The 13,681-nt window shown below is 67.1% G+C and carries 12 protein-coding genes and 1 riboswitch; of the genes, 7 read left to right on the top strand and 5 right to left on the bottom strand.

The features are described 5' to 3' along the window. The first annotated feature begins 62 nt into the window (after positions 1–62). The 7 genes from AC1DDA_RS05465 to AC1DDA_RS05495 all read left to right on the top strand — a co-directional run bounded on the left by AC1DDA_RS05465 (position 63) and on the right by AC1DDA_RS05495 (position 7,152). Positions 63–683, top strand: a complete 621-nt coding sequence (locus AC1DDA_RS05465) for a DsbA family protein (protein ID WP_441510920.1) — start codon at positions 63–65, stop codon at positions 681–683. Positions 684–806: 123 nt separating this feature from the next. After that, on the top strand, positions 807–4,262 hold the full coding sequence (locus tag AC1DDA_RS05470) for a chromosome segregation SMC family protein (RefSeq protein WP_476794946.1): 3,456 nt from the start codon (positions 807–809) through the stop codon (positions 4,260–4,262). Positions 4,263–4,506: 244 nt separating this feature from the next. Further along, positions 4,507–4,857: an AtpZ/AtpI family protein gene (locus AC1DDA_RS05475; protein WP_476794947.1), complete on the top strand. Its 351-nt coding sequence runs from the start codon at positions 4,507–4,509 to the stop codon at positions 4,855–4,857. 43 nt (positions 4,858–4,900) lie between these two features. Next, positions 4,901–5,665, top strand: a complete 765-nt coding sequence (locus AC1DDA_RS05480) for a F0F1 ATP synthase subunit A (RefSeq protein WP_476794948.1) — start codon at positions 4,901–4,903, stop codon at positions 5,663–5,665. A 61-nt stretch (positions 5,666–5,726) separates the two neighbouring features. Further along, positions 5,727–5,954: a F0F1 ATP synthase subunit C gene (locus AC1DDA_RS05485; RefSeq protein ID WP_038360954.1), complete on the top strand. Its 228-nt coding sequence runs from the start codon at positions 5,727–5,729 to the stop codon at positions 5,952–5,954. Between the two features lie 134 nt (positions 5,955–6,088). Further along, complete coding sequence (locus AC1DDA_RS05490; RefSeq protein WP_441510916.1) at positions 6,089–6,664, top strand: F0F1 ATP synthase subunit B family protein; 576 nt, start codon at positions 6,089–6,091, stop codon at positions 6,662–6,664. A gap of 11 nt (positions 6,665–6,675) precedes the next feature. Then, positions 6,676–7,152, top strand: a complete 477-nt coding sequence (locus AC1DDA_RS05495) for a F0F1 ATP synthase subunit B family protein (RefSeq protein ID WP_441510915.1) — start codon at positions 6,676–6,678, stop codon at positions 7,150–7,152. Positions 7,153–7,352: 200 nt separating this feature from the next. Here AC1DDA_RS05495 and AC1DDA_RS05500 read toward each other — a convergent pair whose 3' ends face one another. The 5 genes from AC1DDA_RS05500 to gcvT form a co-directional block, all read right to left on the bottom strand. Continuing rightward, positions 7,353–8,612: a L,D-transpeptidase family protein gene (locus tag AC1DDA_RS05500; RefSeq protein ID WP_476794949.1), complete on the bottom strand. Its 1,260-nt coding sequence runs from the start codon at positions 8,610–8,612 to the stop codon at positions 7,353–7,355. A 123-nt stretch (positions 8,613–8,735) separates the two neighbouring features. Beyond that, positions 8,736–10,310: an aminomethyl-transferring glycine dehydrogenase subunit GcvPB gene (gcvPB, locus tag AC1DDA_RS05505; RefSeq protein WP_476794950.1), complete on the bottom strand. Its 1,575-nt coding sequence runs from the start codon at positions 10,308–10,310 to the stop codon at positions 8,736–8,738. Beyond that, entirely contained in the window at positions 10,310–11,650 is a 1,341-nt protein-coding gene (gene gcvPA / locus AC1DDA_RS05510) for an aminomethyl-transferring glycine dehydrogenase subunit GcvPA (RefSeq protein WP_476794951.1), read from the bottom strand. Before gcvPA ends, gcvPB begins: the two co-directional genes overlap by 1 nt. A gap of 142 nt (positions 11,651–11,792) precedes the next feature. Continuing rightward, on the bottom strand, positions 11,793–12,167 hold the full coding sequence (gcvH, locus tag AC1DDA_RS05515; protein WP_476794952.1) for a glycine cleavage system protein GcvH: 375 nt from the start codon (positions 12,165–12,167) through the stop codon (positions 11,793–11,795). Between the two features lie 32 nt (positions 12,168–12,199). Continuing rightward, positions 12,200–13,363 carry a glycine cleavage system aminomethyltransferase GcvT gene (gene gcvT / locus AC1DDA_RS05520; RefSeq protein WP_476794953.1) on the bottom strand — a complete coding sequence of 388 codons (1,164 nt, stop codon included), beginning with the start codon at positions 13,361–13,363 and terminating at the stop codon, positions 12,200–12,202. A 160-nt stretch (positions 13,364–13,523) separates the two neighbouring features. Next, positions 13,524–13,621: riboswitch (glycine riboswitch) on the bottom strand. Positions 13,622–13,681: the final 60 nt, after the last annotated feature.

The raw sequence follows: 13,681 nt of genomic DNA on the forward strand, positions 1-13,681 counted from the left end.
CGCTTCGCTTGAAAATACTCAAGCTCCGCAACCGCTTTTGGACCTTTCGGGGATTGCTCACGATGACGAACAGGCGACAGCTCCTGACCGGCGCAGCCGGTATCGCGGCCGCCGCGCTCGCCGGCGTTAACGCCGTGCGGGCACAGACCAAGCTTCCCGATGCCGGCCCGCTCGGCGATGTCTGGCTGGGCTCCCCCGACGCCAAGGTCACGATCGTCGAATACGCCTCGATGACCTGCTCGCACTGCGCGCATTTCCACGAGACGACCTGGCCGGAGCTGAAGAAGAAGTACATCGACACCGGCAAGGTGCGCTTCACGCTGCGCGAGTTCCCGCTCGACCCGCTGGCGACGGCCGGCTTCATGCTCGCGCGCTGCAACGGGAACGACAAGTTCTACCCGATGACGGATCTGCTCTTCGCGCAGCAACGCAACTGGGCCTTCACAGAGAAGCCGGTGGACGCGCTGGCCACGCTGGTCAAGCAGGCCGGTTTCACACAGGAATCCTTTGAGGCCTGCTTGAAACGGCAGGATATCTATGACGCCGTCACAGTCGTGAAGGATGGCGGGGCCAAGGCTGGCGTGGATTCGACGCCGACCTTTTTCATCAACGGGCAGAAGCGTTCCGGTGCGCTCTCGATCGCCGAGTTCGACAAGATCCTGGAGCCGCTCCTCGCCAACTGAGGGGCCTCCCATCCGCTTGCGCTCCCAGCGCGAGGCAGTCATCTCAGCCCTCATCCTGAGGAGCCGCGCAGCGGCGTCTCGGAGGATGAGGGCTGAGGCTTTTCGGGCCGGCGCGGTGGCACCATGCACCTGACGCGCCTCAAGCTCGCCGGCTTCAAGACCTTCGTCGAGCCGACCGAGTTCCTGATCGAGCCGGGGCTGACCGGCATCGTCGGGCCGAATGGCTGCGGCAAGTCCAACCTCGTCGAAGCCCTGCGCTGGGTGATGGGCGAAAGCTCGTTCAAGAACATGCGCGGCTCGGGGATGGACGACGTCATCTTCGGCGGCTCGAACGAGCGCCCGGCTCGCAACATGGCCGAAGTTTCGCTCACCCTCGACAACAGCGACCGCAAGGCTCCGGCCGCCTTCAACGAGGCCGAAGTCCTCGAAGTCACCCGCCGGATCGAGCGCGAGGAAGGCTCGACCTACCGCATCAACGGCAAGGAGGTGCGGGCCAAGGACGTGCAGCTCCTCTTCGCCGATGCCGCGACCGGCGCGCGCTCCCCGGCCCTCGTGCGGCAAGGGCAGATCAGCGAGATCATCTCCGCCAAGCCGCAATCGCGCCGGCGGATCCTGGAAGATGCCGCCGGTATCGCCGGTCTGCACAGTCGCCGCCATGAAGCCGAGCTCAGGCTGCGCGGCGCCGAAGAGAACCTGACCCGGCTGGAGGATGTGCTCGGCGAAATCGACGGGCAGATCGACGCCCTGCAGCGGCAGGCGCGGCAGGCCGGGCGCTACCGCAGCCTTGCAGGCGACATCCGCCGCGCCGAGGCGATCCTGGCGCTGATCGCGCTGCACGATGCCCGCGCCCAGGAAGCGCAGGCATCGCATGTGCTCGAAGAGGCCGTGCGAGGCGTCGCCGACCAGACCGGCATTCAGGCCGAGGCCGCCAAGCGGCAAGCCATCGCAGCCCATGCGATGCCGGCGCTGCGCGAGGGCGAGGCGACTGCCGCAGCGGCGCTGGTTCGGCTGAAGCGCGGCCTCGACGAACTCGAAGCCGAGAATCGCCGATCGCGACAGCGAACCGAGGATCTCGGGCGCCGTCTTGCGGAACTGCAGGGCGATCTCGCAAGGCAGGAGAATATCGGCCGCGATGCCGCCGAGAGCCTCGCGCGGCTGTCGGAGGAGGATGCCGCCCTCGCGCGCGAGGGCGATGGCGCCGGATCGGGCGCCGAGGCCGCGACGGCAGCGCAGGGCAAGGCCGAAGCAGCCCTCGCAGCGGCCGAGGCCGAGCAGGCCAGCGCGCAGGCAGCTTTGTCCGATCTCGCCGCCAGACGCGATGCGCTGGAGCGTTCCTTGCGCGAAGCGCGCGAGCGGCAGGTCCGCGCCGGCGGCGAGCGTGACAAGCTGCGCCGCGACCTCGAAGCGCTCGATGCGTCCGATGCGAAGACCTTGCTCGACAGGCTGCGCGAAGCTCTTGCGACGGCTGAGAAGGCGGCCAAGAAAGCGGAAGCCGATGTCGGGGCGGCGCGCGAAGCTGTCGCGGCAGCACGCGAGCGCGAAGCGGCGCTGCGCGGTCCGCTTGCCGAGGCCGACCGCAGGGCCCAGCGGCTCGACACCGAGATCGGCACGCTGCGCAAGCTGCTCGCTCCGGCAGCGGGCTATCGCTGGCCGGCGATCCTCGAAGCCGTCAGCGTCGCCAAGGGCTACGAGGTCGCGCTGGGTGCCGCGCTCGGCGACGATCTCGACGCCTCGACCGAAGCGGCCGCCCCGGCACATTGGGACGATACCGGAGAAGGCAGCGGCGACCCTGACCTGCCGACAGGAGCCGAATCGCTGCTTGCTCATGTCCAGGCCCCCGCCGCCCTGAGGCGGCGGCTCGCGCAGATCGGCGTCGTCGCGCGCCAATTGGGGGACGCCCTCCGGCGAGAGCTGAAGCAGGGCCAGATCCTGGTCTCGCGCGAAGGCGATCTCTGGCGTTGGGACGGCTTCGCCAGCGCAGCCGACGCTCCCTCCCCCGCCGCCAGACGGCTTTCCGAGAAGAATCGCCTCGTCGATCTTGAGCGTGAGGCGAAGGCCGCGCGCGAGGCGGCGGAGACCGCCCGCCGGGTTCTGGACGCCGTCGGCGCCGAGGCGCGCGCGGCTGCGCAGGCGGAAACCGCCGCGATCGAGGTCTCGCGGCTGGCGCGCCGGAGCGTCGATCAGGCGCGCGAGCAGCTTGCGGTCGCCGAGCGCAAGGCGGCCGAGACCCTGGTCAAGCGTTCAACCCTGGCCGAAGCGATCAAGCGGCTCGGCCAGGCCGTGTCCGAGGCCTCTCAGCAAGTGGCGGTGCAAGAAGCAGGGCTTGCCGCCCTGCCCGCCTCCGCCGCGCTGGAAAACACGCTGCTCAAGGCGCGGGTGGTGCTGGGCGAGGCCCGCGCCGCCGCCTCCGACGCCCGCGCCCGGGTCCAGACCCTGGCCCGGGAAGCCGAATTGCGGACGCGGCGCCGCGCCGCGATCGCCGCCGACGTCAAAGCCTGGAAGGAGCGTGCGGCTGCCAGCCTCCAGAGCGCCGAAGAGACACGGCACCGGATCGACGTCGCCAGCACCGAGCAGAGGACGCTGCTGGAGGCGCCCGACACCTTCCTGACCGAGCGGCGCCGCCTCCTCGCCGAGATCGAGCAGGCGGAAGGTGCCCGCCGCGAGGCAGCCGATCGGCTTGCCTCCGGCGAAACCGCGCTCGCGGAGGCCGACCGGCAGGCGCGCATCGCCCTCGAAGGGCTGTCCGGCGCGCGGGAGCGCCGCGCCTCGGCGGAAGCAAGGCTCGAGGCCGCCCGCCAGCGAGTCGCCGACATCACCCGCCAGATCGAAGACGGGCTGGAAACCGGCCTCGATGGCCTGCAGGCCATCGCCGGAATCAAGCATGGCGATGCACTGCCTGAGCCGGAGACGGTCGAGCGGCGGCTCGCCAACCTCAAGGGCGAACGCGAGCGACTCGGCGCCGTCAATCTGCGGGCCGAGGACGAACTTACCGAGGTGAAGGCCAAGCGCGAGGGACTTTCCGGAGAGCGCGACGACCTGACCGAGGCGATCCGCCGGCTGAGGCAAGCGATCGGAGCGCTGAACCGCGAGGGGCGCGAGCGGCTGCTTGCCGCCTTCGAGATCGTCAACAGCCACTTCCAGCGGCTCTTCGGCGTGCTGTTCGGCGGCGGCGAGGCGGAGCTCAAGCTGGTGGATTCGGAGGATCCACTCGATGCCGGGCTCGAGATCTTCGCACGCCCGCCCGGCAAGAAGCCGCAGGTGATGACGCTGCTCTCCGGCGGCGAGCAGGCGTTGACGGCAACCGCGCTGATCTTCGCGGTGTTCCTGACCAACCCCTCGCCGATCTGCGTGCTCGACGAGGTCGACGCACCGCTCGATGACGCCAATGTCGAACGCTACTGCGATCTGCTCGCCGACATGGCGCGAAACACCGAAACGCGCTTCATCCTCATCACCCACAACCCGATCACCATGGCGCGGATGGAGCGGCTCTTCGGCGTGACCATGGCCGAGCGCGGCGTCAGCCAGATGGTTTCGGTCGATCTGGCCACCGCCGAGCGCATCCGCGACGCCGGCTGAGGGCGCCGCTCTCCCGGCTGAAAAAATGCCACAATCGGCACCGCATTGCGGCAAGAATGTCGCACTTAGCCCGAATTTCTAAATATTCCAATATGTTAGGTGTTATCCACGTGCCTTGACAGCGCCGGGGGCTGTCAATAAAGGAGGCCGTGCTGACGACGGCTCGATGCGCGGGTTTGGTCGTGGTTATAGTGGTTTTTCGCTGGATCGCGGCGTAAACGCGGTCAAGACGGAGGCCAAGACCATGTCCGAACCCGACCCAAACGCCTCAGACTCGGAGTTGCGCGCAAGACTGGGTTCCCTGAAGTCCGCGATCAAACGGGCGGAAGAGAACGAAAAGCCGGGCGCGAGCCCGGCTGGAGAGGACAAGGCCCTCGCGGGCGCGATGTCCTCAGGCTTTCGCGCCGCGACGGATCTCGCAGGCGGCATCATCGCGGGCGCCCTGATCGGGTACCTCGGCGACCGGTGGCTTGGAACGTCCCCGTTCCTGCTGATTGCCTTCATGGCGATCGGAACCATCGCGGGCTTCAGATCCGTCTATCGGCTCGGTTCGCGCCCGACCTCACGGTCGAACGGCGATCCGAAGAGAGATTGACCGAAGAGGCGGCCCGCAAAGCCGCGCGACGAGGGACAGAACCATGGCGGCTGGCGGCGGAATCGATCCGATCCACCAATTCCACATCAACCCGATCGTGGAGCTGAAGCCGTTTGGCCTCGACCTGTCCTTCACCAACACCTCGCTGTGGATGGTGATCGTGCTCGCCGTCGTCTCCGCGATCATGATCTACGGCTCGAGCCAGCGCGCGGTCGTTCCCGGCCGCCTGCAGTCGCTCGCCGAGATGATGTATGAGTTCGTCGCCTCGACCATGACCGGCGTCATGGGCAAGGAGGGGCTGAAGTTCTTCCCCTTCGTGTTCTCGCTGTTCACCTTCGTGCTGGCGAGCAACCTGCTCGGCCTGCTGCCCGGCTCCTTCACCGTCACCAGCCAGATCATCGTCACCGCCGCCCTGGCGCTGCTCGTCATCAGCATCGTGGTGATCTACGGCGTCGTGAAGCACGGCACCCATTTCTTCGGCCTCTTCGTGCCGTCGGGCGTGCCCGGCTGGCTGCTGCCCTTCATGGTGCTGATCGAGGCGGTCTCCTTCCTGTCGCGGCCGGTTTCGCTCTCGCTTCGTCTGTTCGGCAACATGCTCGCCGGCCACATCGCCCTCAAGGTCTTCGGCGGCTTCGTCGTCGCGCTGCTCGGCTCGGGCGCCGTGCTCAGCTACGCCATCGCGCCGCTGCCGCTGCTGCTGGCAGTTGCGCTCACCGCGCTTGAGGTCCTCGTCGCGGCCCTGCAGGCCTATGTCTTCGCGATCCTGACCTGCGTCTATCTCAACGACGCGCTGCACCCCGGCCACTGAGCCCAAGCCGCGCTCGCAAAAGTTCAACCCGCCCTTTAGCCTTCCACACTGGAGAAACATCATGGATCCTGTTGCAGCCAAGTTCATCGGCGCTGGTCTCGCTTCGCTCGGCATGGGCCTCGCCGCCATCGGCGTCGGCACCATCTTCGGCAACTTCCTCTCGGGCGCCCTGCGCAACCCGTCGGCTGCTGACGGCCAGTTCCCGCGCGCCTTCATCGGTGCGGCGCTCGCCGAAGGTCTGGGCATCTTCGCGTTCGTCGTCGCGCTCGTCCTGCTCTTCGTGGTCTGACGCTTCACGTCGATCGCGTTCCCGTCGCGCGCGCCGGCCCTGCTTCGGCCACGTGCGCGGCGCTTCCTTTTCTCTGCGCTGAAAGGCACCCCATGCCGGTTCGATCTTCAGGGTTCGTCGGACAAGGATGGCCGGTGGCTGTCGCCTCGTTCGCCACTCTGCTGGCTGGCGCGGCGCAGGCTGCCGAGCAGCAACACGGCCTGAGCGGCGAGAAGGCGTCTTTCCCGCCCTTCGACCCGGCTCACTTCGCGAGCAACCTGTTCTGGCTCGCCATCACCTTCGCGGCTCTCTACTGGCTGATGTCCAAGGTCGCGCTGCCGCGCCTCGGCTCCATCCTGGAAGAGCGCGCCGAGACGATCGGCCGCGATCTCGACCAGGCCACCCAGATGCAGGCCAAGGCCGAGGACATGGCGCAGGCCTATGAAAAGGCTCTCGGCGAAGCTCGCAAGAACGCCCAGGGCATCGCCCAGACGGCGCGCGAGACGGGCGCGAAGGCTAGCGAGGCCCAGCGCCACGCTACCGAGGCGGAGCTTGCTGCCAAGCTTGCCCAGGCCGAGGCAACCATCGCCAAGACCAAGGTCAATGCCATGAGCAATGTGCGCGATCTCGGCGGCGACATCGCTGTCGCCATCGTCACCAAGCTCACCGGACAGGCTCCCAGCGCCAGCGAGGCGTCGGCGGCTGTCGACCAGGCCCTGACGCGCGGCTGAGGAGAGATCAGATGGATACTTTCTGGGTCGGCGTCGCGCTCGTCATCTTCCTCGCCATTCTCGTCAAGTTCGGCGTGCCGGGCATGATCGTGAAGGCACTCGACGCGCGCGGCGAGAAGGTCGCGCAGGAGCTGGCGGAAGCCCGCCGCCTGCGTCAGGAGGCCGAGAAGCTGCTCGCCGAGTACGACGCGAAGCGCAAGGCCGCCGAGGCCGAGGCTGCCGAGATCGTCTCTTCCGCCAATGAAGAGGCCAAGCGCCTCGCAGCGGAAGCCGAGGCCAAGCTCGCCGATTTCGTCGCCCGCCGCACGAAGTCCGCGGAGGAGAAAATCGCACAGGCCGAGAGCCAGGCCGAGGCCGAGGTTCGCGCCGCGGCTGCGGAGGCTGCCACCAAGGCGGCCGAGACCATCCTGCGCGGCCAGATGGCCGGCAAGGCCAGTGACGCCGCCTTCGCTGCTGGACTCAACGAGGTCAAGGCCAAACTCAACTGAGCTTCGGTTGATTGGATAAGATCTGACGCCGCGCTCGCGAGGAGCGCGGCGTTTTTCGTTCAGGGATCAACGAAGATCGAGCGTCATGCTCGCGCTAGCCCCGAGCATCTCATGCCGAAGGAGGCTCTCGCGCCTGTTCCGGCCCGAGATTCTCGGGTCTTCTCCTTCGCTTCGCCGAAGAATGACGGCAGGTGCCGCCTTCAGTTGCTCGCGGTCGCCGCCGGAGCCGGGGCGTTGCGCGCCGCCGTCACGGGCGCCACCGCCGGCCGCGCCGGCGGCTCTGACGCCACCTTCGGCTTCGGCTTGCGTGGCTGAATCGTCGAGGTGACGATGCCCTGCGGCGTGTCGAGCCCATAGATGTCGTCGCGGAACTGGACCTGCCCGTCCGCCCCCTGCCAGCCGGTCAAATAGACCCAGGCGACCGGCACCGACTTCTTGAGCGGGATGTTCTTGCGCTCGCCCTTGGCGATCTCGTCCTCGATCCCCTGCCGGGTCCATTCCGAGCCTTCCAGCAGCCAGGCGGCGAGATCGCGCACACCCTCGATGCGGGCGCAGCCGGAGGAGTTGAAGCGCACGTCGTTGCGGAACAGCGTCTTCTTCGGCGTGTCATGCATGTAGACAGCGTCGCCATTCGGCATGTCTATCTTGAGCTGGCCGAGCGAATTGGTCGGCCCGGGCTCCTGACGCACGTAGAAATAGGGATTGGTCAGGCCCGCCCAGTTGACGCTCTTCGGGTCGATTTCCTTGTTCTCGGCTCCGAGCAGTTTCATGTTCGACTTGGCGATGAAGCCCGGATCCTTGCGCATATGCGGGATGACGTCGGCCTTCACGATCGACATCGGCACCGTCCAGTACGGGTTCAGGTTGACCGAGGTGATGTTGGCCTGAATAACCGGCGAAGGCCGGTCCGGGCGGCCGACGATGGCGAGATGGCGCTGGGCGACCGTACCGTTCTCGACCGCCTCGACGCTGGCGCCGGGGATGTTCACCACGACATAGCGGCTGGCGAAGTTGAAGCCGTTGCCCTTGAGCCGCTCCAGCGTCGCGGTGAGTTGGTTCAGGCGCGCCTCGACAGGCGTGTTCATCGCCTTGAGCGTGAGGCGCCCGACCGTCCCGAGATCCGACAGGCCGTGGCGGCGCTGGAAGCGCTTCACGGCCTCGGTCACGTTGGCATCGTAGGTGTCGCCCGCCACGGCCTCGGGCGCGAGATCGCCGCTGGCGAGCAGGCGCTGCTTGAGAGCGACGACATCAGCACCTTGCGAATCCGGCTTCAGGGCGCTGGCGCTGCCGGGCACTTTGGGCCAGCCGCCGCGATTGGCGACATCCTCATGGGCAATCAACGCCTCGAGCGTGCGGTCGTAGGTGTTCGGGCCGTAGCTCGGCTCGTTCGCACGCACGATCGCCGTCGAGGCCAGCAGAAGCGCGGCCGCCGCAGCGAGGATGGAGGGACGCATAGACATGAAAACCCCCGGGCCGCACAGAGCGGCACCGGGGGATCATTCCGCGACATAGTCAAGGAAGGCTTAAGAAGCGAGCAGCGCCCTTCACCATGCTGACGAATATCGTCAGGACGGATGAAGCGCCTACTCGGCGGCTTCCTTGACCGGCGCCGGCTTCTCCCATTTCAGCACGGGCTGGCGGGCGGCGCGGGTCTCGTCGAGGCGGCGGATCGGAGCGTGATGCGGTGCGCTGGTGAAGCGCTCCTTGTCGTTGCCCTTGGCCGCCATGGCGAGATCGCGCAGTGTGGCGATGAAGAGATCGAGCGCAGCCTTCGATTCCGACTCGGTCGGCTCGATCAGCATGGCGCCGTGCACGACGAGCGGGAAATAGACCGTCATCGGGTGGTAGCCCTCGTCGATCATCGCCTTGGCGAAATCGAGGGTCGAAACGCCCGAACCCTTCAGCCACTCGTCGTCGAACAGCACCTCATGCATCGACGGGTGGTCCGGGAAGGGCAGCGACATCAAATCGGCGAGGCCGGCGCGGATGTAGTTCGCGTTCAGCACCGCATCCTCCGAAGCCTGGCGCATGCCGTCCGAGCCGTGGCTGAGCATATAGGCGAGCGCGCGGACATACATGCCCATCTGGCCGTGGAAGGCGGTCATCCGGCCGAAGGGCTTGTTGCCGGCCGGCGCTTCCCCGCGCGTCTCGATCAGATGCGGCTTGTTGTTCTCGACATGGATGAAGGGCACGGGCGCGAAGGGCGCCAGACGCTCGGAGAGCACGACCGGGCCGGCGCCGGGACCGCCGCCGCCATGAGGCGTCGAGAAGGTCTTGTGCAGGTTGATGTGCATGGCGTCGACGCCGAGATCGCCGGGACGGGCCTTGCCGACGATCGCGTTGAAGTTGGCACCGTCGCAGTAGAAATAGGCGCCTGCCTCATGCATCGCCGCAGCGATCTCGACGATCTCAGGCTCGAAGATGCCGCAGGTGTTCGGGTTGGTCAGCATGATCGCGGCGATGTCCGGCCCGAGCAGGGCCTTGACGTCCTCGACCGCGACGGTGCCGTCGGGACGGGCGGGAACCGCCTTCACCGAGAAACCGATCAGGGCCGCAGTCGCCGGGTTGGTGCCATGGGCCGATTCGGGGACGAGCACGACATTGCGGGTCGCGCCCTCGCCCTTCGCCGCGATCGCGGCCTTGATCGCCATCATGCCGCAGGCCTCGCCATGGGCGCCGGCCTTGGGCGAGAGCGCCACCGCCGGCATGCCGGTCAGCGTCATCAGGTAGCGGGAAAGTTCAAGCATCAGCTCGAGTGCGCCGGGCACCGTCGAGGTCGGCTGCAGGGGATGCACGTCGGAGAAGCCCGGCAGCCGCGCCACCTTCTCGTTGAGGCGGGCATTGTGCTTCATCGTGCAGGAGCCGAGCGGGAAGAGCCCGGTGTCGATACCGTAGTTCTTCTGGCTGAGACGCACAAAGTGGCGCATCGTCTCGGGCTCGGAGAGGCCGGGAAGGCCGATCTCGCCCTGGCGGGCATGCTTGCCCAGCCGCGACTTGAACGGGGCCGGCTTGTCGATGTCGACGCCGGTCGCCTCATGATGGCCGATCTCGAAGATCAGCGGCTCGATCTGCTGGAGAGCCTTGTTGCCGGTGAAGGTAAGGTGCTCTTGGTGCGAGGCCTCGCCGGCCTGGGTGGGACGTCCCTGACGGTTCAGCATCACAGCACCTCCACGAGCGCCGCCACGAGGGCCGCCCGGTCTTCATCGGTATTCACCTCGGTGGAGGCGATGATCAGCAGGTCGTCCAGCCCGGCCCCGGGCAGGAGCCTCGAGACGGGGACGCCAGCCAGGATGCCCTTGGCCGCGAGAACCTCGACGACCTCGGCGGCCGGCTTCTTCAGCTTCACCGTGAACTCGTTGAAGAAGCTCTCGTTGAGAACGGTGACGCCCTCCACACCCGCCAGCAGGTCGGCGAGCTTCACCGCATTGGCGTGGTTGACTTCGGCGAGACGGGCGAGACCGGTCTGGCCCAGCAGCGTCATGTGGATGGTGAAGGCCAGCACGCAGAGGCCGGAATTGGTGCAGATATTCGAGGTCGCCTTGTCCCTGCGGATATGCTGCTCGCGGGTCGAGAGCGTCAGCACGAAACCGCGCTGGCCGGTCGAATCGACCGTCTCGCCGCAGAGCCGGCCCGGCATCTGGCGGATATATTTCGACTTGGCGGCGAAGAGGCCGACATAGGGGCCGCCGAAATTCAGCGCATTGCCGATCGACTGGCCCTCACCGACGACGATGTCGGCATCCTGCGCGCCAGGAGGCACGACCGCGCCGAGCGAGACGACCTCGGTGAAGACCGCGATCAGCAGGGCGCCATGCGCATGGGCCTTCTCGGCGATCGGCTTGAGGTCGCGCAGATTGCCGAACACGTCCGGCGACTGGACGACAACGCAGGAGACGCTGTCGTCGATCTGGGAGAGGATGTCCTCATTGGCGGAGACGTCGGGCTTGAGCACCACGACCTCGTCATTGGCCATCTCGGAGAGGGTCTCGACCACCGCCGTGTAGTGCGGGTGCAGGCCGCCGGAGAGCACGGCCTTGCGGCGCTTGGTGACGCGATGCGCCATCAGCACGGCCTCGCCGGTGCCGGTCGAGCCGTCATACATCGAGGCGTTGGCAACCTCCATGCCGGTCAGCGCAGCGACCTGGGTCTGGAACTCGAAGAGATATTGCAGCGTGCCCTGCGCGATCTCGGGCTGATAGGGCGTGTAGCTGGTCAGGAATTCCGAGCGCTGGATCAGGTGATCCACCGTCGCCGGGACATGGTGCTTGTAGGCGCCGGCGCCGACGAAGAAGGGCACGGCCGAGGCGGCGGTGTTCTTGCCCGCCATCTTGCCGAGGATGCGCTCGACCTCGAGCTCGCCCTTGGCGCGGGGCAGGTCTACCGGGGCCTTGAGCAGCTTGCCGGCCGGCACGTCGCTGAACAGCGCGTCGATGTCGGAGACGCCGATCCGCGCGAGCATGTCCTCGCGGTCGGTATCGGTGAGCGGGAGATAGCGCATGGGGGTTCCTATTGTGCTCTGCGCGGTTTTCAACGACGTCATGCTCGGGCTTGACCCGAGCATCTCTTCAACCAGCATCTTCTCGTCACGAGATTCTCGGGTCGCCGCTTCGCGCCGCCCGAGAATGACATGGCGCTCGTACTCAGAGCGTCTTGACGTAGTTCTGGTACTCGGCCTCGTTCATCAGCCCGTCGAGCTCGGCCGCGTCCTTGATCTTGATCTTGAGGAACCAGCCCTTGCCGGCCGGGTCCTCGTTAACAGCGCCCGGCGCCGCTTCGAGCTCGGCATTGACCTCGACAACCTCACCGGAAACCGGGGCGTAGACCTCGGAAGCGGCCTTGACGCTCTCGACCACCGCGGCCTCGCCGCCCTTGGCCAGCGCCTTGCCGAGGGCCGGGAGCTCGACGAAGACGACGTCGCCGAGCTGCGACTGGGCGTAGTCGGAGATGCCGACGGTGCCGACATCGCCGTCGATGCGGATATATTCGTGGTCCTTGCTGTAGCGGGTCTCGGCCATGGTTTCCTCCTGGCGAAAAATCGAAAATCAGATCAGCGCTTGTAGCCGTTGGGCACGAAAGGCATCGGTGCCACCACCGCCGGCAGCGGCTTGCCGCGCACGATGAGGTTGAGCTTGGTGCCGGGCGCAGAATGGGCCTTGGCGACGTAGCCCATGGCGCAGGGGCCGTTCAGCGTCGGACCGAAGCCGCCCGAGGTTACGGTTCCGATCACCTCACCCTCCAGCGTCGCGATCTCCGTGCCCTCGCGAGCCGGGGCACGACCTTCCGGCTTGAGGCCGACGCGGATGCGCGAGACGCCCTCAGCCAGCTCGCGCTGGATGCGCGCGGCGCCGGGGAAGCCGCCCTCCTCGCGACGGCGCTTCTGGATCGACCAGTTCAGCGCGGCCTCGATCGGGGACGTCGTGGTGTCGATGTCGTGGCCATAGAGGCACAAGCCGGCTTCAAGCCGCAGCGAATCGCGGGCGCCCAAGCCGATCGGCTTGACGCTGGCGTCGAGCAGCAGCGTGTCCCAGATCTCGCCGATCTTGGTCGCGGCGGCGGAGATCTCGTAGCCATCCTCACCGGTATAGCCGGAGCGGCTGACATTGGCCTTTATGCCGGCGACCTTCATGGTGCGCGAGGTCATGAAGCCGATCTCGGCGGCTTCCGGCGCGATTTTCGCGAGCGCGGCTTCCGCGCCCGGGCCTTGAAGCGCGATCAGGCCGCGATGTTCGGCGCGGACCAGCTTCACATTGGCCGGCAGGCGCGCCTCGATATGGGCGTAGTCAGCGTCCTTGCAGGCGGCGTTGACGACCAGATAAAGCGCGCCGTCCTCATCGGGATCGATCGAGCGCGTCACCATCAGATCGTCAAGGATGCCGCCGTCATCGTTGAGGAGCTGCGAATAGCGCTGCTTGCCGGGAGCGAGATTGACGATATCGGCGGGAATCAGCGCTTCCAGCGCCTTCGCCGTCGTCTCGTGGTCAGGCCCGATCAGGAAAGCCTGGCCCATATGCGAGACGTCGAAGAGCCCGGCCTTCTCGCGTGTCCAGTTGTGCTCGGTCAGGATGCCCGACGGATACTGCACCGGCATGTCGTAGCCGGCGAAGGGCACAATGCGGGCGCCGAGCGCGACATGGCGGGAATAAAGCGGCGTCTTCAGCGGCGCGGGCGCGCTGGCGGTGTCGGTTGTGGCCTCAAGAGCCTCGGCAGCCATGGCATGCCCCTCCCAGAATCGAGCGCAGGCTCCGGACGGAATCGTCCGGAACGCGCCCCCTCTGTCTTGGGACCTGAGAGATTTCCCCGCCAGCCGTCAGGCCGGACGAGTTACACCCGTCGGTGGGCGGACATCGCTGTCCACCGCTTTCCAGAGCGCCAAGTCCCCAGCGGTCCTTTTGCCTGAGCGTTTCCGGGGCGGTTGCGCCTTCGGCGCCGGCCCTGACGGATCAGGCCCGGTCTCTTCCGCGGGGATATGCGGCTAGGGCAGAGATACAGGAGGCGCCGGCCCAGTCAATCCGGGCGGCGCCTTCTTTCA

This window comes from Allobosea sp. 10N428 (assembly GCF_056394545.1).

Bases quoted from the DNA above. Each gene is read 5' to 3' on its own strand.
- AC1DDA_RS05465 (WP_441510920.1), top strand. From the start codon at position 63: ATGACGAACAGGCGACAGCTCCTGACCGGCGCAGCCGGTATCGCGGCC.
- AC1DDA_RS05470 (WP_476794946.1), top strand. From the start codon at position 807: ATGCACCTGACGCGCCTCAAGCTCGCCGGCTTCAAGACCTTCGTCGAG.
- AC1DDA_RS05475 (WP_476794947.1), top strand. From the start codon at position 4,507: ATGTCCGAACCCGACCCAAACGCCTCAGACTCGGAGTTGCGCGCAAGA.
- AC1DDA_RS05480 (WP_476794948.1), top strand. From the start codon at position 4,901: ATGGCGGCTGGCGGCGGAATCGATCCGATCCACCAATTCCACATCAAC.
- AC1DDA_RS05485 (WP_038360954.1), top strand. From the start codon at position 5,727: ATGGATCCTGTTGCAGCCAAGTTCATCGGCGCTGGTCTCGCTTCGCTC.
- AC1DDA_RS05495 (WP_441510915.1), top strand. From the start codon at position 6,676: ATGGATACTTTCTGGGTCGGCGTCGCGCTCGTCATCTTCCTCGCCATT.
- AC1DDA_RS05500 (WP_476794949.1), bottom strand. From the start codon at position 8,612: ATGTCTATGCGTCCCTCCATCCTCGCTGCGGCGGCCGCGCTTCTGCTG.
- gcvPB (WP_476794950.1), bottom strand. From the start codon at position 10,310: ATGCTGAACCGTCAGGGACGTCCCACCCAGGCCGGCGAGGCCTCGCAC.
- gcvPA (WP_476794951.1), bottom strand. From the start codon at position 11,650: ATGCGCTATCTCCCGCTCACCGATACCGACCGCGAGGACATGCTCGCG.
- gcvH (WP_476794952.1), bottom strand. From the start codon at position 12,167: ATGGCCGAGACCCGCTACAGCAAGGACCACGAATATATCCGCATCGAC.
- gcvT (WP_476794953.1), bottom strand. From the start codon at position 13,363: ATGGCTGCCGAGGCTCTTGAGGCCACAACCGACACCGCCAGCGCGCCC.